We start from the raw sequence: 20544 nt of genomic DNA, 5'->3' as shown, positions 1-20544 counted from the left end.
CCGACCCGCTCGCCTGGCCGCTGCCGCCCGCCGCCGTGACGCATCCGCGCACGGCGGGGACCTTCTCGCGGGTGCTGCGCCGCCACGTCAGGGAGACCGGCCGCCTCACGCTGCTGGACGCGGTGGCCCGTTGCAGCCTCCTGCCCGCGAGGGTGCTGGAGGAGGCCGTGCCCGCCATGCGGCGCAAGGGCAGGGTCCAGCCCGGCTGCGACGCCGACCTGGTCGTCTTCGACCCGGAGACGGTCACCGACCGGGCCACGTACGCCCGCAGCACCACTCCGTCGGCCGGCTACGAGCACGTGCTGGTGGGCGGCTCGTTCGTGGTCCGGTCGGGGGAGTTGGTCCTCGACGCGCTGCCCGGCCGCGCCGTCCGGCGCTGAGCCCGGCCCTCGGCCCGCGACATCCTGGCCCCCGGCCCGTGACATTCCGGCCCCCGACACGCGACATACGGGGGGCGCCCTCCGGCGAATAGGGGTGGGGCACGGGGAGGTTCGCCGGTGGAGATCCGTTCGTTGCGTTACGTGGTCACGCTGGCCGAGGAGCTGCACTTCGGGCGGGCCGCGCGGCGGCACTACATCGCGGCGCAGCCGTTCGGCCGGCACATCCAGCGGGTGGAGCGGGAGGTCGGGCGGCGGCTGTTCGAGCGGACGAGCCGCCGGGTCGCGCTGACCCCGGCGGGGGAGCGGCTGGTCGCGGAGGCGCGCAAGGTGCTGGCGGCCGTGGACGGGCTGGCCGAGGTGGCGCGCGAGGACGCGCCCTACGACGGCGCGCCGATCAGGGTCGGGGTGCTCGGGTTCGGGCTGGCCGAGGCGTGGCCGGCGCTGGTCGAGGTGGCCGCCGGGCAGGTTCCCGGGCTCGTGCTCGACCATCGGGAGCTGGACCTGGCCTCGCAGTACGACGCGGTGCGGCTGGGGCGGGTGGACGTGGGCGTGGTGCAGTACGTGGGGCCCGTGGATGGGCTGGTGTTCGACCGGGTGGTGTCGGTGCCGAGGGTGGCGGTGGTGCCGGCGCGCTCGCCGTACGCGGACGCGGAGCGGCTGACGGGGACGGACGTCGCCGACGCGGCCTGGATCGGCATGTCGGCGGGGCATCCGGCGCTGCTGGAGTGGGCGGGGACGGCCGCGCAGTGGAGCAGGGACCCGGTCAACGTACGCGTCCCCGCCGCGATCCCGACGGCCGTGGCGATCACCGGGCGGCTCGGGCTGCACGCGGAGGCCGCGCGCCGGTTCTACCCGCATCCCGGGGTGCGGTTCGTGCCCATGGAGGGGCCCGCGTGCGAGGCGGCCATCGCCACCCGCGCCCGCGACGACCGGCCGGGGGTGGCGGCCTTCCGGCGGGCGGCGCGGTTGCTGGCGGATCATAACTTTTCCGGCTGATGATGCCCGCCCGGCCCCCGTGGTGGAGTCGTCCGCATGGGACATCAGAGCGCCGCCGGCCCGGCGGCACTACGCGAGATCGTGCCGGGGGTCCACGCCTGGGTGCAGCCCGGCGGCACCTGGTGGGTCAACAACGCGGGCGCGGTGACCGGCGCGGAGGGCACGGTCCTGGTCGACACCTGCGCCACGGAGCGGCGTACGCGGAGGTTCCTCGCGGCGGTCGCCGAGGCGAGCGGGAACGCCCCGGTACGGGCGGCGGTCGTCACGCACCAGCACGGCGACCACACCCACGGCCTCTCCCTGCTGCCCGAGGACACGCTGGTCATCGGGCACGAGAGCGTCCGTGACGCGGTGCTGGCGGACGTCGTCATCGACGGGTGCCCGCCGTTCTGGTCGCCGGTGCCCGACTGGGGCGCGGTGGTCAGGCGGCCGCCGTCGCTCGTCCTGCGCTCCGGCCTGACGATCCACAGCGGCGGGCGGCGGATCGACGTGGAGCATCCCGGACATCCCGCGCACACGGCCGGGGACGTGGTGGTGTGGCTGCCGGAGGAGCGGGTGCTGTTCGCCGGGGACCTGATCTTCAACGGGCTGACGCCGCTGCTGCTCATGGGGTCCGTCGAGGGGGCGCTGCGGTCGCTGGACTGGCTGGCGGGCTTCGACGCCGCGCACGTCGTCCCCGGTCACGGTCCCCTGGCCGACGCGGGCACGCTGCCCGGGGTGCTGGCCGACCACGAGCGTTACTACCGGTTCGTCCTGCGGACCGCGCGGCAGGGGCGGGAGCGCGGGCTCGGCCCGCTGGAGGCGGCCCGGGAAGCGGACCTGCGGGACTTCGAGGGGTGGGCCGACGCGGAGCGGCTCGTGCTCAACCTGCACCGCGCGTACGCGGACGCGGCGAGTGTGGAAGTGGACCTGTTGGCGGCCTTCGCCGACGCCGTAGCGTTCAACAAGGGTCCGCTGCCGACGGCGGTCTGAGGAGGATTCCATGGAGTTCGTCACATATGTAGGGGAAGACGGCGACCGGGCCGGCCGGGTGATCGAGGACGCGATCTACGGCCTGCCGCCGCACGTGCGGCTGCTCGACGTGCTGGGCGACCTGCACGAGGCGGGCGAGTCGGCGCTGCGCGCGCCCGCCGAGGTCGTGCCGCTCGCGTCCGTGCGGTTACGGTCGCCCGTCCCCGAGCCGCCGACCGTACGCGATTTCATGACGTTCGAGCAGCACGTCGAGGGGGTGGCCAAGCTCATGGACGCGCAGGTGCCGGCCCAGTGGTACGCCGCGCCCGCCTTCTACTTCACCAACCCGTACGCCGTGATCGGCCCGGACGACGACGTGCCGCTGCCGCCGGGGTGCGCGGTCTTCGACTTCGAGCTGGAGGTCGCCGCCGTGCTCGGGCGCGGCGGGCGCGACCTGAGCGTCGAGGAGGCGGCCTCCTGCATCGCCGGGTACACGCTCATGAACGACTGGTCGGCGCGCGACCTGCAGATCGCCGAGATGGAGGTGCGGCTGGGGCCGGTCAAGGGCAAGGACTCCGCCACGACGCTCGGGCCCGTGCTGGTCACGCCCGACGAGCTGGAGCCGTACCGGGCGGGCAACGCCTTCGACCTGCCGATGACGGCGGCCGTCAACGGGGTGACCGTGGGCGAGGACCGGTGGAGCAACATGGCCTTCTCCTATCCGCAGATGATCGCCTACGCGTCCCGGGGGACCGAGGTCAGGCGCGGGGACGTGCTGGGCTCCGGGACCTGCGGCGGCGGCTGCCTGGCCGAGCTGTGGGGGCGCAAGGGGTTCGAGGCGCACGCGCCGCTGGCGGCCGGGGACACGGTCACGCTCAGCGTGGAACGGCTGGGGGTGCAGCGGTGCCGGGTGGTCGAGGGCGTCGCGCCGGGGCCGGACTCGCTGCGGGCGTCGCAGGGCCCGCAGTCGTAGGGCCCGCGGTCGTAGGGCCCGCGGTCGTAGAGGTCGCGTCCCGTTGCAGGGGGCGTCGCGTTTCGCGTTCGTCGCGCGCGCAGGCTAGACTGAGCTGCGATCGTTATCCGATTCGGTCACCGCAAAGCCCACCCGATCCTGCCGAGTACGTATGTGCTTCCCAGGTCGGGTATCCTCTACGGGCCGGGGTCGTTTCGTCCGGCTCGCAAGGCGGAGTAGCTCAGTCAGGCAGAGCAAACGGCTCATAATCGTTGTGTCGCCGGTTCAAGTCCGGCCTCCGCTACTGCCCCTCCCCAGGTCGTCGACCTGGGTTCGGGCATGTCCCAGTCCCGAACGTAGAAAGGCACTCCCACGTGGCTGCCACCGACGTTAGGCCGAAGATCACGCTGGCCTGCCAGGAGTGCAAGCACCGCAACTACATCACGCGGAAGAACCGGCGCAACGACCCGGATCGGCTTGAGCTGAAGAAGTACTGCCCCAACTGCCGCTGCCACCGCGCGCACCGCGAGACCCGCTAGCTCCTGTTCCTGAGCGCGGTCTCGCCAGGGGTGGTCTCCTGGCCACACAGAGCGATACAACCGGCGTCCCCATCGAGGGCGCCGGTTCGTCGTGTGTGCGGGGCCGCTTCGCTGTGTTCGCGGGGGCGCTTCGCCGTGACCTGGGGCCGTACGCGCCCTCCCACGTGCGGCTGAGCGCGCAAAATCACAGCTGTGCCCGGCGACAGCCGAACCTTGTTCTGTTAGCGTCTGCCTAACGGATATGAGGGAGCGCAGATGGCCTTGAACCGCGACTTCGTGGGCCGGACGTACACGTCCAAGTCCTCGTACGAGGTCAGCCGGGTGAAGATCAGGGAGTTCGCGGCCGCCATCGGCGACGGCAACCCGATCTACCGCGACCAGGAGGCCGCCAAGGCCGCCGGGCACCCCGACGTGGTCGCGCCGCCGACCTTCCCCATCGTGTTCAGCCTGCAGAGCGGCGGCGAGGCGCTCGCCGACCCCGACCTCGGGCTCAACTTCGCCATGGTGGTCCACGGCGAGCAGCGGTTCGAGTACCTCCGCCCCGTCTACGCCGGGGACGAGCTGATCACCAGCTCCACGATCACCGACATCCGCAGCGCCGGGCGCAACGAGCTGCTGACGGTCCGGAGCGACGTCACCACGGTCGCCGGCGAGCCGGTGTGCGTCACGTACAACACGATCGTCGAGCGCGGAGGGGCGGCCTGACATGACTGCCACGGTGAAGTACGACGAGGTGGAGGTCGGGCACGAGATCCCGGCCGTCGACTACAGCGTGCGCCGGCTCAACCTCGTGATGTACGCGGGAGCCTCCGGCGACTTCAACCAGATCCACTGGAACGAGCGGTTCGCCAAGACGGTCGGGCTGCCGGACGTCATCGCGCACGGCATGTACACGATGGCGCAGGGCGGGCGGTTCGTCACCGACTGGGTGGGCGATCCCGGCGCGGTGGTGGACTACGGGGTGCGGTTCTCCTCGATGGTAGTCGTGCCCGACGACGACAACGGCGCCACGATCACGGTCAGCGGGGTCGTGGAGGAGAAGCTCGAGGACAAGCGGGTGGTGGTCGCGCTGACGGCCAAGGCGAACGACGCCCGGGTGCTGTCCAAGGCGCGGGCGGTCGTGCAGCTCGCCTAGGGCCGCCCGGCTCGCGCGGGGCCGCCCGGCCGATGATAGGCGGGGCGGGTCTCGGGTACGCGTGTGCCCATGAGCGAAACTGTCACGGTATGGCCCACCGTTGAATCGATTCCCGTCTCCGCGGTCACCGACGGGCCGCCCGGCCGTCTCGGCCCGGTGAGGAGCGCCGAGCAGGCGGGCGCTGAGCAGGTTGCCGGCGCTGGGCAGGTGGCCGGCACGGTGGGCACCGGGCGTGACACCGCGGGCGGCGCCGAGACGCCGCAGGGCGCCGTTGACGACGCGGCGGGTTCCGGAACCGGCCCCGGGCCCAAGACGCCGGCGCGGATCGCCACCGGCGTCGGGACGGCCGGCGCCAAGTCGCCGAACGCCGGGGCGCGCCCCAACCCCGCCGCCGACCTGGGCTTCTCCGGTGACCCCGAACAGCACGGCGACCCGGGCGACGACATGCTGCACGCCCAGCGCGTCTGGGACGCGTCCCTGGCCGTCAACCGGCTCGACGACGTGGGGGTGACGACCGAACGCGAGCGCGTGCTGAACGCCGACATCACGGCCTCCGTGAGCTTGGTCGTCGATGGCTGGCCGCAGGACGTGCGGGCGTGCGTGGAGTCGGTGATCGAGCACACCGACGTTCCGATCCTGGCCATCGACCTGGGGAACGTCGACGGCGCCGGCGACGTCCTGCACGAGCTGGCCCAGCGGCACCCGGAGCGGATCAAGGAGTGGCGCGTCGCCGAGACGCCGGTCTGGCGCGGCGGCACGGCGACCTGGGGCGCGGCGCGGGCCAAGCTGCTGCGCCTGGACACCTCAGAGGTGCACGTGCTGATGGACACCTCGACCCTCCTGGAGGGCGACGCGCTGACGCCGCTCGTCGCGTGCGTGCGGGAGGGAGCGGTGGCCGCCGGCCGTCAGAGCGCCGACCGGGACCCGGCCGTCCAGGACGAATCCGGCCAGGCCCCCGCCCGGATCGGCGCGTTGCGCGGTGACCTGATGGCGGTACGAAGGTCGGCCGCGATCGGCGCGCTGCCCGAGGACGCCGGCACCGCCCAGGACGGAACCCTGGGCCTGTCGCGGGCACTGCACGGCGACCTGGCCGTCCCCACCGACCGCCTCCCCGTACGGACGCTGCGCGGCCCGGACACGTCCTCGGTGTGAGGAGCCTGTAGGACACGGGCGAAATCCGGACAGGGTGCTGTTGGTGCCGAGTCCCTCATAAGCTTGTCCCCCATGGAGAGACTCGCGCCGTACACCACCCTGGGGCTGGGCGGCCCCGCCAGTGACTTCGCCGAGGCAGAGACGGCGGAGCAGCTCGTCTCCCTGATCGCCGAGGCGGACCGGCAGGGGCGGCCCACGCTGGTGCTCGGCGGCGGCAGCAACCTGGTGGTGGCCGACGAGGGGTTCGACGGGCTGGTGGTCCGGGTCGTCACCCAGGGGGTGTCCGTCTCGCGCGACGGCGACGAGGCGCTGCTGACGGTCGAGGCGGGGGAAGACTGGGACGCGCTGGTCGTCCGCGCCGTGGCCGAGGGCTGGTCGGGCATCGAGTGCATGTCCGGCATCCCGGGGCTGGTCGGCTCGACGCCGATCCAGAACGTCGGCGCGTACGGCCAGGAGGTCGCCCAGACCATCAGGTGCGTGCGCGCCTACGACCGCAGGACGCGCCAGGTGGTGGACCTGGAGGCACGGCAGTGCGGCTTCTCGTACCGCGACAGCGCCTTCAAGCGTGATTTGTCGCGACACGTCGTGCTCGGAGTGACGTACGCGCTGGACATCTCGCAGGAGTCCGGCCCGATCGCCTACCAGGAGCTGGCCGGCCGCCTCGGCGTCGAGCAGGGCGCCCGCGTCCCCCTCGCGGCGGCCCGCGAGGCGGTGCTGGAGCTGCGGCGCGGCAAGGGCATGGTGCTCGACCCGGCCGACCCGGACACGCGCAGCGCGGGCTCGTTCTTCACCAACCCGATCCTGTCGGCGGACGAGGCCGGCGACCTGGCCGCCCGCGCGCCTGGCCACCCGCGCTGGGACATGCCCGGCGACTCGGTCAAGGTGCCCGCCGCGTGGCTGATCGAGCAGGCCGGCTTCCCCAAGGGGTACGGGCGCGGCCCGGTCCGCATCTCCACCAAGCACACGCTGGCCCTCACCAACCCCACGGGCGAGGGCAGCACGGCCGACCTGCTGGCGCTGGCCAGGGAGGTGCGCGACGGGGTGCGCGAGAAGTTCGGCGTCACGCTGGTCAACGAGCCGGTGATGGTCGGCTGCGCGCTGGAGGAGCCCGCGGCGGTCGACGGCTGAGCGACCCGCATGGGGTGGCCGGCCCGGGGAATGACGGGGCGGCTGTTATGGTTGTGGGGAAATACCGAGGGGGAGTAGTCCCAATCGCGTGATCGACACGCTGGCGCGTTCTCGCGCCCGGTCACGCGGGCCTGTCAGTTCGGGCGGACGAGACCTTCGGCCTGGTAGCTGCAGTTCGACATGCGCTGCCGGGCCGAACGGCGTGCCCGAAAGACGAACCCCCGGGTCCCGCTTCCGGCCTGGTCGCGCGAGAAGCGGAAGAGGACCGTTGGAAGCGTTCTGGATCAGTCTGGCCGTCATTTTCGTCGCCGAGCTGGGCGACAAGAGCCAGCTCATGGCGATGACGTTCGCCACTCGTTTCAAGGCCTGGCCCGTGCTGGCCGGCATCACGATCGCGACGACCGTCGTGCACCTCGTCAGCGTCGGGGTGGGCGGCCTGATCGGTGACGCGCTGCCGACGCAGGCCATCGCCGTCGTGGCCGGGATCGCCTTCCTCGGGTTCGCGCTGTGGACGCTCAAGGGCGACGAGCTGAGCGACGAGGAGGCGAGCAAGGCGGGGCGCACCACCAGGAACGCGCTCATCGCCGTCACGGTGGCGTTCTTCCTGAGTGAGCTGGGCGACAAGACCATGCTGGCCACGATCACGCTGGCGACGCAGCACGGCTGGGTGGGCACGTGGATCGGGTCGACGGTGGGCATGGTGGCGGCCGACGCGCTCGCGATCGTGGCCGGGCGGCTGCTGGGCAAGCATCTGCCGGAGCGGGCGATCAGGTACGGGGCCGCCGCCGCGTTCGCGGTGTTCGGCATCGCGCTGCTGATCGAGGCCCTGCTGTAGCTACAAGGCTCCAGCTACAGGGTGAGCAGCGACTGCCGGTGCGCCGCCGCGGCGGCCTCGCCCCTGGTGGTGACGCCCAGCTTGGCCAGGATGTTCGAGACGTGCACGCTGACCGTCTTGGCCGAGATGAACAGCTCGGCGGCGATGTCCCGGTTCGTACGACCGAGCGCCACGAGCCGCAGCACCTCCATCTCGCGCGGCGTGAGCAGCTCGGGAACGGCCGCCCCCGCCGGCTGGGCGCCCCCGACCCGGCGGGACAGCGTCTCGATCTCCTCGACCAGCGGGGTCGCCCGCAGCGCGACGGCCAGCGGCCGGGCCACGGCGAGCCGGGCCGCCGCGCCCTCCCTGTCGCCCGACAGCGCGAGCGCGGTGGCCGCCCTGACGAGGGCCTTGGCCTGGTTGTGCGGGCGGCCCAGCCGCTCCCAGGCGGCCGCGGCGGCCTCGAAGTCGCCCGAGTACGACAGCCGGTACCCCTCCGCGACCGGCCCGCTGACCTTGAGCCTGGCCGCCAGGGCCGCGCAGTGCTCGCGGGCGGTCCGTACGCGCTCGGGCTCGGCGGACTCCATGGCGTCGCAGACGACGGTGAGCAGGGCCAGCAGCCGCCAGCCGAGCATCGCCTTCGGCGACTGGGAGGGCCGCGACAGGACGCGCTCGGTCACCAGCAGGGCGGCTTCTGGCTCGCCCCTGAGCAGGTGCCAGCCGATGAGCAGGCGGGCGCTGTTGGTGATGTCCTGGACGAAGTCCTCGGGCCGCTCCTTGATCACGCCCAGCTCCGACAGGATGCCCTCGACCACGTCCTGCTCGCCCCTGGCCAGCGCGATGTCGGCGCGCAGGCGGACCAGGTGGTGGCGGGTGCGCAGCACGGGGCCGAAGGTGAGCGCCTGCTCGACGGTCTCGATGGCCTCGTCCCAGCGGCCGATCGCCTCCAGCGCCTCGGCCCTGTTGGTGAGGCTGAACACGCCGTTGGTGCGGATCCGGCCGTAGTGCTTGGCCAGCCGCCAGCCCTCCTCGCTCAGCGCCAGGGCCTCCTCGGTGCGGCCCAGGTCGGTCAGCGCGTCGATGTTGTTGCCGATCGCCCGGGTGATGAGGCGTCCCGAGCCCTCCTCGAAGCCGAGCTCCATGGCGCGGGTGTTGGTCGCCAGCGTCCGCTCGACGTCACCGGCGATCGAGTAGCCGAGCGCCAGGTTGATCAGCAGGTCGCCTTCGAGGCACTTGTCGCCCAGCTTCCTGACCAGGCGCAGCCCCTCCTCGATGAGCGGCGTGCCCTCCTCGACGTTGCCGATGAGCATGAGGTGCTGGCTCAGCGGCGTGAGGACGCAGGCGCGGTCCAGGTTCGGCTCGGGCACCAGGCGCAGGGCGTGGCGCAGGTCCTCCAGGACGCCCGTCTTGCCCTTGTAGATCTTGAGGTTGGCCCAGCGGACGATCAGCGTGGCGACCCGCGCGGGCTCGCTGCCCTCGTCCAGCTCCTCCAGCGCCGCCTTGACGAACTTGATGCCCCGGTCCAGCTCGCCACCCGCCAGGGCGGCCTCACTGGCCTTCTCCAGCACGGCGGTGTGGTCGGCGCCGATGCGCTCGGCGGCGTCGGGGACCCGGTCCCAGAGCATGAGGACCCGTTCGAGCAGCGGGATGGCCTCGGTGTAGGCGAACGCGCGGAACGACTTCAGCGCCGCCTCCCAGGCGGAGATCAGCGCCCACAGGTCGTTGCGCGCCCCGTACCAGTGGTGGGCCAGCTCCACGGCGGCCCGGCCGGGCGGCACGAGCTTGCGGTCGCGGGAGATCTCCTCGGCGTACCCCGAGTGCAGCCGCTGGTGCTCGCCGGGCAGCAGCTCGTCGTGCACCGCCTCGCGGATCAGCGAGTGGCGGAAGACGTAGGCGCGGTTGTCGGCGATCTGCAGCACGTTCCCGGCGATGGCGGGCCGCAGCGCGGCCTCCAGCTCCAGGTCGGACAGGCCGCTCACGGCGGCGAGCAGGGCGTGGCCGACCCTGATGCCGCCCGCGGCGGCGATGCGCAGCACCCGCTGCGTCTCCTCGGGCAGCCGCTCGACCGAGCCGAGGATGAGGTCCTGCATCGACTCGGGGAAGGTGCAGTCGATGCCGCAGTCGAGCAACGCCTCGACGAACAGCGGGATGCCCTCGCTGCGCTCGAAGACCTTCTCCACCTTGGGATACTCGGGAGCGCTGCCGAGGATGCCGGCCATCTGCAGGGCGACCTCATCCCTCGACAGGCGGGGCAGGTCGAGCCTGAGCACGCCGCTGACCCTGCCCAGCTCGGCGAGTACGGGCCGGAGCGGATGCTGGCGGTGCAGGTCGTCGGAGCGGTAGGTCATGACGATGAGCACCTGGGCGGCGCCCAGGTTGCGGCTGAGGAAGGCGATCAGGTCGCGGCTGGACCTGTCGGCCCAGTGGATGTCCTCGATGAGCAGGATCGTCGGGCGGCTGTCGGCCAGCCGTTCGAGCAGGGTGAGGAACTGCTCGAACAGGCGCGCGCGGCCCGTCTCGGTCTCGCCGTCGCTGCTGGGCTCCCCGAACTCGGGCAGCAGCCTGGCCAGGTCGCGTTCGGCGCCGCCGGGCAGCAGCGCGGCGATCCGGTCGGTGCCCTGCTCCCTGACGAGCTGTCTGAGGGCGGCCGTGAACGGCGCGTAGGCCAGGCCCTCCGTGGACAGCTCCACGCATCCGCCGTACAGCACGTGGGCGCCGTCCCGCGCGGCTCGCTCGGCGAAGCGCTGGACGAGCCTGGTCTTGCCGACGCCCGCCTCCCCGCCCACGAGCACGGCCGTGGCGGCACCCTTTCTGGCCTCGTCGAATGCTTCTGAGAGGCTCGACAGCTCTTTGTCCCGCCCTACGAAGACGGGACTAACCGAACGTCCCAGCATGTCATCCAGCATGTCATGCCTCACTTGCTACTTTCGACGCATTTAGGGCGGGATTGTGGCCCGGCCGCGAGGGAGGTTGCGGCCGGGCACACGTGGGGTTCTCATGAGGAGCGACGCTTGCCGAAGAGCGAGCGGCGCTCGGACTTGTTGCCCTGCTGGGCCTCGCGGACGCGACGGTGCCTGGCGGCCGCCTCGCGCAGCTCGGTGACGTGGCTCTTCATGAGCTGGTACTCGATCTCGGGGCTCATCTTGTGCTCCTTCTTCGTTCTTGCTGACACTCTTAAGGTTCGTCCTAAGGCCCACCCCGCCACATCGGGTGGATGACTTATCTGCCGGGGAAAGTCCAGGCAGGGGGTACCTAGGACATGCCTTATAGATCCGGTTTGGAGCTGAGCCACCTGGTCGGCGATGCTGTTGAGGTGTCAACTCTGACTAGCTCGCTCGCGGACGTCGCCTCATCCGGCGCGACATTGCGGGCATTCCTGCACGGCCTCCCCGGTATCGACCGGGTGGGCGCGGACCAGCGGGCGGCGACGCTCGGCACCCGTTCGATCAAGACCAGCGCCAAGGAGATGGCCATCGACCTGGCCATCTCGATGGTCGACCTGACCACGCTCGAAGGCGCCGACACGCACGGCAAGGTCCGTGCGATGTGCACCAAGGCCCAGCACCCCGGCGAGGGCGCGCCCAGAGTGGCCGCCGTCTGCGTCTACCCCGACCTGGTGGCCGTGGCCGCCGAGGCGGTGCGCGGCTCGGGGGTGAAGGTCGCCTCCGTCGCCACCGCGTTCCCCAGCGGGCGTTCCTCGCTGGAGGTCAAGGTGAGCGACACCGCGCTCGCCGTCGCCGCCGGCGCCGACGAGATCGACATGGTGATCGACCGCGGCGCGTTCCTGTCCGGCGACTACCTCAAGGTGTACGAGGAGATCGTCGCGGTGAAGGCCGCCTGCGGCGAGGCCCACCTCAAGGTGATCCTGGAGACGGGCGAGCTGTCGACCTACGACAACGTGCGCCGCGCCTCCTGGCTGGCGATGCTGGCCGGAGCCGACTTCATCAAGACCTCGACCGGCAAGGTCTCCCCCGCGGCCACGCCGCCGGTGACGATGATCATGCTGGAGGCGGTGCGCGACTTCCGCGACCAGACGGGCCGGCAGGTGGGCGTGAAGCCCGCGGGCGGTATCCGCACCACCAAGGACGCCATCAAGAACCTCGTCCTGGTCAACGAGACCGCGGGCGGCGACTGGCTGTCGCCCGACTGGTTCAGGCTGGGCGCCTCGTCGCTGCTCAACGACCTGCTGATGCAGCGCCAGAAGCTGGCCACCGGCCGTTACGCGGGCCCCGACTACTTCACCCTGGACTAGCCGATGAGCATCTTCGAGTACGCACCGGCGCCCGAGTCGCGCGACATCGTCGACCTCAGGCCGTCGTACGGGCTGTTCGTCAACGGCGAGTTCGTGGACGGCGGCGGCGCCCCCTTCAAGACGGTGAACCCGGCGACGGAGGAGAAGCTGGCCGAGGTCGCGATGGCCTCCGCCGACGACGTGGACCGGGCCGTGCAGGCCGCGCGCAAGGCGTACGGCGTCTGGAGCGCGATGCCGGGCGCCGAGCGGGCCAAGTACCTGTTCAGGATCGCCCGGATCATCCAGGAGCGGGCCCGCGAGCTGGCCGTGCTGGAGTCGCTGGACAACGGCAAGCCCATCCGCGAGTCGCGGGACGTGGACCTGCCGCTGGTCGCCGCCCACTTCTTCTACTACGCGGGCTGGGCCGACAAGCTGGAGCACGCCGGGTTCGGCGCGGACCCGCGGCCGCTCGGCGTCGCCGGGCAGGTCATCCCGTGGAACTTCCCGCTGCTCATGCTGGCCTGGAAGATCGCCCCGGCGCTGGCCTGCGGCAACACCGTGGTGCTCAAGCCGGCCGAGACGACGCCGCTGACCGCGCTGCTGTTCGCGGAGATCTGCCAGCAGGCCGACCTGCCGCCGGGCGTGGTCAACATCGTCACCGGCGCGGGCGAGACCGGCGCCGCCGTGGTCGCCCACCCGGACGTCAACAAGGTCGCCTTCACCGGCTCCACCGAGGTCGGCCGGATCATCGCCCGCACGGTCGCCGGCACCGGCAAGAAGCTCACGCTGGAGCTGGGCGGCAAGGCCGCGAACATCGTGTTCGAGGACGCCGCGCTCGACCAGGCCGTCGAGGGCATCGTCAACGGCATCTTCTTCAACCAGGGGCACGTGTGCTGCGCGGGCTCGCGGCTGCTGGTCCAGGAGTCGGTCCAGGACGAGCTGCTGACGGCGCTCAAGCGGCGGCTCGGCACGCTGCGGCTCGGCGACCCGCTCGACAAGAACACCGACATCGGCGCGATCAACTCGGCCGAGCAGCTCGCCAAGATCCGCTCGCTGAGCGACATCGGCGAGCAGGAGGGGGCCGAGCGCTGGTCGCCCGCCTGCGAGCTGCCCGAGCGGGGCTACTGGTTCCCGCCGACCGTCTTCACCGGGGTGGCGCAGTCGCACCGCATCGCCCGCGAGGAGGTCTTCGGGCCGGTGCTGTCCGTGCTGACGTTCCGCACCCCGGCCGAGGCCGTGGAGAAGGCCAACAACACGCCGTACGGGCTGTCGGCCGGCATCTGGACGGAGAAGGGCTCGCGCATCCTGTGGATGGCCGGCAAGCTCCGGGCCGGGGTGGTGTGGGCCAACACGTTCAACCGGTTCGACCCGACCTCCCCGTTCGGCGGGTACAAGGAGTCCGGGTACGGCCGCGAGGGCGGGCTGCTCGGGTTGGAGGCCTACCTTGACGTGTGATCACAAACGCGCGGACCGGGCGAGGCGGCGCGCGCAGGTGACCCGGGGCCACGCCTTCGCCCGCGCCGGACGGCCGGTCCGTACGGGCTGGTACGCCCACCGCTGCGGCGTGAGCCGGTGCGGCCAGGTGTTCGTGCCGGTCGAGATGTCGCAGGAGATCATGTGGAGGGGGCGCGGCGATGAGTAGGTTGGCCGTTCGCAAGACCTACAAGCTGTACATCGGCGGGGCGTTCCCGCGCTCCGAGAGCGGGAGGTCCTACGCCGTGACCTCGTCCAAGGGCGACTTCCTGGCCAACGCCTCGCGGGCCTCGCGCAAGGACGTGCGTGACGCCGTGGTGGCGGCGCGCAAGGCGTTCCCGGGCTGGTCGGGCGCGACCGCGTACAACCGGGGGCAGATCCTCTACCGGATCGCGGAGATGCTGGAGGGCCGCCGCGCCCAGTTCGCCGAGGAGCTCGGCGGCGGCAAGAGGTCGGCGCTGGAGGCCGTGGACGCCGCCGTGGACCGGCTGGTCTGGTACGCGGGCTGGTCGGACAAGATCGCTTCGGTGCACGGCACGGCCAACCCGGTCGCGGGCCCGTACTTCAACCTGTCCTCGCCCGAGCCGACCGGCGTCGTCGGGGTGATCGCGCCCGCCGACCCGCTGCTCGGGCTGGTCTCGGTGGTCGCGCCGGTGATCGTCACCGGCAACACCTGCGTGGTGGTCGCCGCCGAGGGCGCGCCGCTGCCGTCGATCACGCTGGCCGAGGTGCTGGCCACCTCCGACCTGCCCGGCGGGGTGGTCAACGTCCTGACGGGGCACCAGCGGGAGCTGGCGCCCTGGCTGGCGGCCCACATGGACGTCAACGGCCTGGACCTGACCGGCGTGGACGACACCGAGCTGGCGCTGAGCTGCGAGCAGGCGGCGGCCGAGAACCTCAAGCGGGTGCTGCGCCCGGCGGCCGAGGACTGGCGGGCCGCGCCCGGTCTCGGCCGGATGACGCGCTTCCTGGAGACGAAGACCGTCTGGCACCCGATGGGGGTCTGACGGCCTCGTTCCTGGTGGTCCGTACGGACGTCAGGCGGGTGGGATGTTGGCGTTCAGCCTGAACAGGTTGCCGGCGTCCCACTCGCCCTTCAGCTCCTGGAGTCGCCGGTAGTCGTCCGGTTCGTAGGCCAGGCGCACCTGGGCGGGGTCGGTGTTGCCGCCGTACAGGAAGTTCAGGCTGCGGCCGCCGGTGGACCAGGGCGACACGCTCTCGCGTACGCGGGCGTGCAGCTCGCGCGCGTCGGCGGTGTCGGCGCCGGGGGTGAGCCGGGAGATCGTGCTCTGCGTGTACAGGGCGTCCCGGTGCCCCACGGGGGCCTGGCCCGGCTTGGCCAGCGCGCCGCCCAGGTGCCGCAGCTCCAGCAGGGCGTCCTCGGTCCCCAGCAGCGCGTCCACGGCTCGCGGCGGCAGCTCGCGCAGCAGCGTGTGGGAGTTGTGGCTGGCGAGCGGGCCCGGCGGGTCGCTGTAGATGCTCCCCGACTCCGTGTACGGCATCGTGCGCACGTCGTCCACGACCCGGGGCCCGATCGCCCGCAGCGGGGCCAGCAGGCGCTCACCGTCCTCCCGCGCCCCCACGTACGCGACCCGGACGTGCGCGACGCGACGGCCGCGGAACGGCTCGGGCAGCTCCGGGGAGTCCGGGAACGAGATCACCGCCACGGACGAGGTCATCTCCTCGGGCAGGTCCTGGGTCCAGGCCGCCCAGCCGTGCACCGCCTCGGCCACCCGGTCGAAGAACAGGCCGCCGCCGTACAGGTGGGTGACCGGGACGAGCCCGACCTCCAGCGCGGTCACCACGCCGAAGTTGCCGCGCCCGCCGAGCAGCGCCCAGAACAGCGCCGAGCCCGGGAGCTCCCGCCTAAGCTCGCCGTCGGCCGTGACGACCTCGATGGCGCGCACCTGGTCGGCGGCGTAGCCGTGGCGGCGCGCCATCAGTCCGATCCCGCCGCCCAGCGTGTACGACACCGCGCCCACGGAGGGGGCCGAGCCGGACAGCGGGGCCAGGCCGTGCGGGGCCGCCTCCTCGATGACCCGCCCCCAGCGCACGCCCGCCTCGAACCTCGCGGTGTCACCGTGGACGCGCACGCCCGCCATCCGGCGGGTGCTGATCAGCAGGCCGCCCTCGGCCGCGATCGGCATGCCGTGGCCGGTGGCCTGGACCGCCACGGGCAGGCCGTTCGCCGCCGCGTACTTCACCGCCGCCCGCACGTCGCCGGCGTCCGTCGCGCCCACGATCACGTCCGGCCGGTGCTGGGCGAGCGCCTGGAAACCGGCGCGCTCGTTGTCGTATCCCTCGTCGCCCGGCCGCAGGACCGGGCCCTTCACGTCCGCTATGTCCATGTTTCCACCCTGCCTGCCGCCCCGCGCAGCAGTCAAAGAGATGGATCTGCTGCCAGCTAGCATGTCTGGTTATGGAACTGCGGCAGCTCGAATACTTCGTGACCGTCGCCGAGGAGGCCGGGTTCACCCGGGCGGCGGCCAGGCTCCACGTCGCCCAGCCGGGCGTCAGCGCGCAGATCAGGCAGTTGGAGCGGGAGCTGGGCCAGCCGCTGTTCGACCGGTCGGCGCGGCAGGTGCGGCTCACCGAGGTGGGCAAGGCCGTGCTGCCGTACGCGCGGGCCGCCCTCGCGGCGGTCGCCGGGGCGCGGCTGGTGGTCGACGAGATGGCCGGGCTGCTGCGCGGGCACGTGACGATGGGGGCGGTGACCACGCCCTCCGTGCTCGACCTGCCGGGGATGCTGGCCGGCTTCCACCGGGCGCATCCGGCCGTGGAGGTGACGCTGCACGAGTCCGACCCCGGCAGCCTGGTCGACGCGCTGCGGGCCGGGCGGCTCGACCTGGCGCTCGCCGGGATCGGGGACGGCGTGCCGCAGGGGCTCGACGCGCAGATCGTGGTGGACCAGGCGCTGGCGGCGGCCGTCGCGCCGTCGCACGAGCTGGCCGGCAGGCGCTCGCTCGCGCTGGCCGAGCTGGCCGGCCGGGTGCTGATCTGCCAGCCGCGCGGGACGGGAGGGCGGTCGAGCCTGGAGGCGGCGTGTGCGGTCGCCGGGTTCGCGCCGCGGGTCGCGTTCGAGGCGAGTGAGCCGTACGTGCTGGCGCAACTGGCCGCCAAGGGGCTCGGGATGGCGGTGCTGCCGGAGTCGGCGGCCGTGGGGCAGGACGGGGTGCGGGTCCTGGAGATCACCGAGCCGCGCGTGCGCGGGCGGATGGCGCTGCTGTGGCGGGCGTCGGGCGAGTCGGGGCCGGCCGCGCGGGCTTTCCTCCGGCACGCGCGCCGATGGCTGCCGGACAGCGCTTTCCAGCCGGGCGAAGCCTCTCAGCCGGACGGCGCCTCTCAATCAGACGGCGCCTCTGGATCGGACGGCGCTCAGCAGCCGGGCGGCCCTCGTCAGTCCGCGTAACCGCGTGGCCGGACCGGCGGGTGGGCGTCCGCCAGCTGGGCGGCCAGGCCGAGCAGCTGCGGCTCGCCGCCCGGCGGGGCGATGAGCTGGACGCCGATCGGCAGCCCGCCGGAGTGGGTGGCGATCGGGACGGTGATCGCGGGCCAGCCGCACATGTTCCACGCGCCGGTGGCCGGGGCGTAGCCGACGTTCGCCAGCACGTTGCGCAGGAGGCCGCGATCGCCCCAGCGGTCGGCCTTGGGCGGCACCGCGGCCAGTGTCGGCGTGATCAGCACGTCGGCGTCGCCGAACCACTGGTCGGCGCCCCACCCGTGCCAGCGGGCCCGGCCGCGCTCGCCGTCCAGGCGCAGCGCGCCGAGCACCCGCCCGGCCCGGGCCAGCGCGCGCGTACGGCGTTCCATCCGGCTCCTGTCCAAGGCGGTGGCCGCGGCCGCGGCGCGGACCAGCCAGGCGGCGATCGTGGACGGGCCGAGCGAGGTGGGCAGGCGGCGCTCGTGCTCGACGATGGTGTGCCCGGCGATCCTCAGCGTCTCGGCCGCCGCGCGCACCGCCGCCTGGAACTCCCTGTCCATGGGCAGCCCGACGGGCAGCGGGTGGGGCAGGTAGGCCACCCGCAGGTCGAACGGCTCGGGGCTGTCCTGCGGCGGCTGGGGCTCCCACACCTCGTCGTCGTCCGCCCAGACCGAGCGGAGCATCGCCGGCCGGGGCTCGACCCGCACGCCGCCGCGCCACGACTCGGCCAGCGCGCCGTCGGCCGCCAGCACCGACAGCACGAGCGACAGGTCGGCCACGTCACGGGTCAGCGGGCCGTTCTCGGCCAGCCCGGCCCAGTCGTCCGACGGCGGCGGCACGAGGCCGGTGCCCGGCTTGATGGCGAAGATCCCGCAGCAGGCGCCCGGGATGCGCAGCGAGCCCATCCCGTCGTTGCCCAGCGCCACCGGCACCATCCCGGCCGACACCGCCGCGGCGCTGCCCGAGGACGAGCCGCCCGCCGTGCGCGCCAGGTTCCAGGGGTTGCGGACGGTGCCGTACGCGCTGTCGCCGAAGGCGACCAGGCCCAGCTCGGGCAGGTTCGTCAGCCCGACGATCACCGCGCCCGCCGCGCGTAACCTGCCGACCGTCTCGTGGTCCTTGGGCGCGGGCGCGTCCGCCGTGACGGCCGAGCCGACGCGCGTGGCCTCCCCCGCGACCTCCAGGTTGTCCTTGACCGCGACGGGCACCCCGGCGAGCGGCAGCTCCGCCAGGTCGCGGCGTTTCTGCAGCTCCCGGGCCTCGTCCAGGGCCTGTTTGCGGACCAGCCTGAACGCGCCCACCGCCGGGTCGCGCTCGGCGATCCTGTCGAGGTGCTCCTCGACCACGGTCACGGCCTTGACCTCGCCTCGACGGACAGCCGTCGCGATATCGATGGCGGACTTACCTGCCCATAACATGCATAGAGTTTGCCCAGTTTTACGCTTCGTTGCGAGGCTCCCGGCCTGCCTGTTTCAGCGCGAGCCGCAACGCGTACTCGATCTGCGCGTTGACGCTGCGGAGATCGTCGGCCGCCCACTTCGCGATCGCGTCGTAGACGGCCGGATCGAGCCGCAGCAGGAGCTTCTTCCGCTCAGGCATACAGACTGCCGGTGTTGACCACCGGCTGGGTCGCCCGGTCGCCGCACAGGACGACCAGGAGGTTGGAGACCATCTGGGCCTTGCGCTCCTCGTCGAGGTCCACCACCCCTTCGGCGGCCAGCCGGTCGAGGGCGAGCTGGACCATGCCGACGGCGCCCTCGACGATGCGCGCGCGGGCCGCCACGACCTGGCCCGCCTGCTGGCGCACCAGCATGGCCTGGGCGATCTCCGGCGCGTACGCGAGGTGCGTGATGCGCGCCTCCAGCACCTCGATCCCGGCCAGCTCGGTGCGCTCGCGCAGCTCGGTGGTCAGCTCCGTGGCCACCTCCGCGCCGTCGCGCAGGCTGGTGCGGTCGGCCTCGTGCGAGTCGTACGGGTGCGTGGTGGCCAGGTGGCGCACCGCGGCCTCGGACTGGATCGCCACGTAGTTCTCGTAGTCGTCGACCGAGAACTTGGCCTTGGCCGCGTCGGTGACGCGGTAGACCACGACCGCGGCGATCTCGACCGGGTTGCCGTCGGCGTCGTTGACCTTGAGCTTGGCGGTCTCGAAGTTGCGCACCCGCAGCGTGACCCTGCTCTTGGTGGACAGCGGCAGCACCCACTGGAAGCCCGCGTCCGTGACCGTGCCGATATAGCGGCCGAAGAACTGCACGACCTTGGCCTCGTTCGGGTTGACCACGGTGAAGCCGGTGGCGACCAGTGCGAACACGATGATCCAGGTGATGCCGCCGACCTGCAGCGAGACCAGGGCCGCGACGGCGGCCAGCAGCAGCAGGACCAGCAGGACCAGGAACCCGTTCAGGCGGAAGGCACGTCGTTCCATCGCGACTCCTTGCTATCGAAGTGATATCACCATGATAGCCCATCTAGGCTGGCCGGTGTGAACGGACCATCGCTCGCCACGGGTCAGCGCTCCCTGGGCGACCCCTCGATCACCTATCCGCTCTGGCCGCCGCTGACCCGCGGCTGCCCGAAGACCAGCACGGCCTCGCTCGCCTACCCGGTCGAGGTGGACTACGACTACGCCCGCGTCGGCGCGACCCTCTTCGACCAGGATCCGGGCCCCGACCTCGCGCGATGGTCGCCGCTGCTGCCGCCGCTGCACGCGCCCACGCTGGGCGAGGGCGGCACGCCGCTGGTGCCGCTGGAGGGCGTGTACGTCAAGGACGAGTCGCGCAACCCCACCTGGTCGCACAAGGACCGGCTCAACCGGGTCACGGTCAGCGCGGCCCTGGGCGCCGGCGCGCCTGGCGTGGTCGTGGCCTCCTCGGGCAACCACGGCGCCTCGGCCGCCGCGTACGCCGCCCGCGCCGGATTGCCCGCCATCGTCCTGGCCTCGGCCGCCTCGCCGCCGGCCGTGCAGTCGTTCGTACGCGCCTACGGGGGCAAGGTCCTCACCGTGCCGATCGAGGCGCGCTGGCCGCTGATGCGCGAGATCGTGGACCGGCTCGGCTACCACCCGGTCAGCAACCAGACCGTCACCCACACCGGGCACCCGTTCGGCCCCGAGGGCTACAAGACGATCGCGTACGAGCTGTTCCTGCAGCTCGGCGGGGTGCCTGCGGCGGTGTTCGCGCCCACTGGCTACGCCGAGCTGCTGTACGGGACGTGGAAGGGCTTCACCGAGCTGCGCAAGCTGGGGCTGGCGGCCACGACGCCCCGCATGTTCTCCTGCGAGCCGGCCGCCGGCGGCCCCAACGCGCGGGCCGTCGCCACCGGGGCGCCCGCCGCGATCGTCTCGCTCGGCGACACGGACGCGTACGGCATCGGCGG

The 20544-nt window shown here is 72.6% G+C and carries 22 protein-coding genes and 1 tRNA gene; 17 read left to right on the top strand and 6 right to left on the bottom strand.

Translation table 11 applies throughout. From position 1 onward, the window contains the following. The 11 genes from KME77_RS11160 to KME77_RS11110 form a co-directional block, all read left to right on the top strand. Window positions 1–380: amidohydrolase family protein (locus KME77_RS11160; protein ID WP_219465359.1), on the top strand; the 380-nt coding region annotated here is incomplete at its 5' end. Between the two features lie 117 nt (window positions 381–497). Next, window positions 498–1376: a LysR family transcriptional regulator gene (locus tag KME77_RS11155; protein WP_219465357.1), complete on the top strand. Its 879-nt coding sequence runs from the start codon at window positions 498–500 to the stop codon at window positions 1374–1376. A gap of 36 nt (window positions 1377–1412) precedes the next feature. Then, entirely contained in the window at window positions 1413–2348 is a 936-nt protein-coding gene (locus KME77_RS11150; RefSeq protein ID WP_219465355.1) for an MBL fold metallo-hydrolase, read from the top strand. A 10-nt stretch (window positions 2349–2358) separates the two neighbouring features. Beyond that, complete coding sequence (locus KME77_RS11145) at window positions 2359–3300, top strand: fumarylacetoacetate hydrolase family protein (RefSeq protein ID WP_219465353.1); 942 nt, start codon at window positions 2359–2361, stop codon at window positions 3298–3300. Between the two features lie 209 nt (window positions 3301–3509). Further along, window positions 3510–3583, top strand: a tRNA-Met gene (locus KME77_RS11140). A 70-nt stretch (window positions 3584–3653) separates the two neighbouring features. Further along, window positions 3654–3818: a 50S ribosomal protein L33 gene (gene rpmG, locus KME77_RS11135; RefSeq protein ID WP_019632658.1), complete on the top strand. Its 165-nt coding sequence runs from the start codon at window positions 3654–3656 to the stop codon at window positions 3816–3818. 255 nt (window positions 3819–4073) lie between these two features. Then, window positions 4074–4523: a MaoC family dehydratase N-terminal domain-containing protein gene (locus KME77_RS11130; RefSeq protein WP_219465351.1), complete on the top strand. Its 450-nt coding sequence runs from the start codon at window positions 4074–4076 to the stop codon at window positions 4521–4523. A gap of 1 nt (window position 4524) precedes the next feature. Continuing rightward, the gene (locus tag KME77_RS11125) at window positions 4525–4953 is read left to right on the top strand and encodes a MaoC family dehydratase (RefSeq protein ID WP_219465349.1); all 429 of its coding nucleotides are present in this window, start codon (window positions 4525–4527) and stop codon (window positions 4951–4953) included. A gap of 69 nt (window positions 4954–5022) precedes the next feature. After that, on the top strand, window positions 5023–6105 hold the full coding sequence (locus KME77_RS11120) for a glycosyltransferase family 2 protein (protein WP_219465346.1): 1083 nt from the start codon (window positions 5023–5025) through the stop codon (window positions 6103–6105). A 72-nt stretch (window positions 6106–6177) separates the two neighbouring features. Beyond that, window positions 6178–7233 (top strand): UDP-N-acetylmuramate dehydrogenase, encoded by a 1056-nt coding sequence (locus tag KME77_RS11115; RefSeq protein WP_219465344.1) that lies wholly within the window; start codon window positions 6178–6180, stop codon window positions 7231–7233. A gap of 268 nt (window positions 7234–7501) precedes the next feature. After that, window positions 7502–8068 (top strand): TMEM165/GDT1 family protein, encoded by a 567-nt coding sequence (locus KME77_RS11110; RefSeq protein ID WP_219465336.1) that lies wholly within the window; start codon window positions 7502–7504, stop codon window positions 8066–8068. A gap of 14 nt (window positions 8069–8082) precedes the next feature. On the opposite strand, the gene KME77_RS29795 is transcribed toward KME77_RS11110, so the two are convergent. Then, the gene (locus KME77_RS29795) at window positions 8083–10941 is read right to left on the bottom strand and encodes an ATP-binding protein (RefSeq protein WP_281424100.1); all 2859 of its coding nucleotides are present in this window, start codon (window positions 10939–10941) and stop codon (window positions 8083–8085) included. Between the two features lie 101 nt (window positions 10942–11042). Further along, window positions 11043–11189: a hypothetical protein gene (locus tag KME77_RS11100; RefSeq protein ID WP_219465333.1), complete on the bottom strand. Its 147-nt coding sequence runs from the start codon at window positions 11187–11189 to the stop codon at window positions 11043–11045. A gap of 180 nt (window positions 11190–11369) precedes the next feature. Here KME77_RS11100 and deoC point away from each other — a divergent pair, with 180 nt between their 5' ends. The 4 genes from deoC to KME77_RS11080 are packed head-to-tail and all read left to right on the top strand — an operon-like array spanning window position 11370 to window position 14758. Next, window positions 11370–12299, top strand: coding sequence for a deoxyribose-phosphate aldolase (gene deoC / locus KME77_RS11095; RefSeq protein ID WP_219465361.1), 930 nt, complete (start codon window positions 11370–11372; stop codon window positions 12297–12299). Between the two features lie 3 nt (window positions 12300–12302). Further along, window positions 12303–13733 carry an aldehyde dehydrogenase family protein gene (locus KME77_RS11090; protein ID WP_219465331.1) on the top strand — a complete coding sequence of 477 codons (1431 nt, stop codon included), beginning with the start codon at window positions 12303–12305 and terminating at the stop codon, window positions 13731–13733. Between the two features lie 37 nt (window positions 13734–13770). Beyond that, the gene (locus tag KME77_RS11085) at window positions 13771–13920 is read left to right on the top strand and encodes a hypothetical protein (RefSeq protein ID WP_219465328.1); all 150 of its coding nucleotides are present in this window, start codon (window positions 13771–13773) and stop codon (window positions 13918–13920) included. After that, complete coding sequence (locus KME77_RS11080; RefSeq protein WP_219465326.1) at window positions 13913–14758, top strand: aldehyde dehydrogenase family protein; 846 nt, start codon at window positions 13913–13915, stop codon at window positions 14756–14758. The genes KME77_RS11085 and KME77_RS11080 overlap by 8 nt, the downstream gene beginning before the upstream one ends. A 30-nt stretch (window positions 14759–14788) precedes the next feature. Here KME77_RS11080 and KME77_RS11075 read toward each other — a convergent pair whose 3' ends face one another. Beyond that, a complete protein-coding gene (locus KME77_RS11075; RefSeq protein WP_219465324.1) occupies window positions 14789–16099 on the bottom strand; it encodes an FAD-binding oxidoreductase in 1311 nt (436 codons plus the stop codon). 71 nt (window positions 16100–16170) lie between these two features. On the opposite strand from KME77_RS11075, the gene KME77_RS11070 reads away from it, so the two are divergent. Next, the gene (locus KME77_RS11070; protein WP_219465314.1) at window positions 16171–17160 is read left to right on the top strand and encodes a LysR family transcriptional regulator; all 990 of its coding nucleotides are present in this window, start codon (window positions 16171–16173) and stop codon (window positions 17158–17160) included. Here KME77_RS11070 and KME77_RS11065 read toward each other — a convergent pair. The 3 genes from KME77_RS11065 to KME77_RS11055 all read right to left on the bottom strand — a co-directional run bounded on the left by KME77_RS11065 (window position 17148) and on the right by KME77_RS11055 (window position 19594). Then, window positions 17148–18524, bottom strand: a complete 1377-nt coding sequence (locus KME77_RS11065; RefSeq protein WP_308250660.1) for an amidase — start codon at window positions 18522–18524, stop codon at window positions 17148–17150. The two genes, KME77_RS11070 and KME77_RS11065, sit on opposite strands and share 13 nt — an antisense overlap. A gap of 85 nt (window positions 18525–18609) precedes the next feature. After that, the gene (locus tag KME77_RS11060; RefSeq protein ID WP_219465309.1) at window positions 18610–18771 is read right to left on the bottom strand and encodes a type II toxin-antitoxin system antitoxin; all 162 of its coding nucleotides are present in this window, start codon (window positions 18769–18771) and stop codon (window positions 18610–18612) included. Further along, on the bottom strand, window positions 18764–19594 hold the full coding sequence (locus KME77_RS11055; protein ID WP_219465306.1) for an SPFH domain-containing protein: 831 nt from the start codon (window positions 19592–19594) through the stop codon (window positions 18764–18766). The genes KME77_RS11060 and KME77_RS11055 overlap by 8 nt, the downstream gene beginning before the upstream one ends. Window positions 19595–19651: 57 nt before the next feature. On the opposite strand from KME77_RS11055, the gene KME77_RS11050 reads away from it, so the two are divergent. Continuing rightward, window positions 19652–20544: threonine synthase (locus tag KME77_RS11050; protein WP_219465304.1), on the top strand; the 893-nt coding region annotated here is incomplete at its 3' end.

Origin of the sequence: Nonomuraea rhizosphaerae (assembly GCF_019396405.1) — a bacterium.
Lineage (GTDB): Bacteria > Actinomycetota > Actinomycetes > Streptosporangiales > Streptosporangiaceae > Nonomuraea > Nonomuraea rhizosphaerae.
The sequence above is the reverse complement of the archived record's forward strand: the minus strand, read 5'-3'. Positions and strand labels throughout refer to the sequence as shown.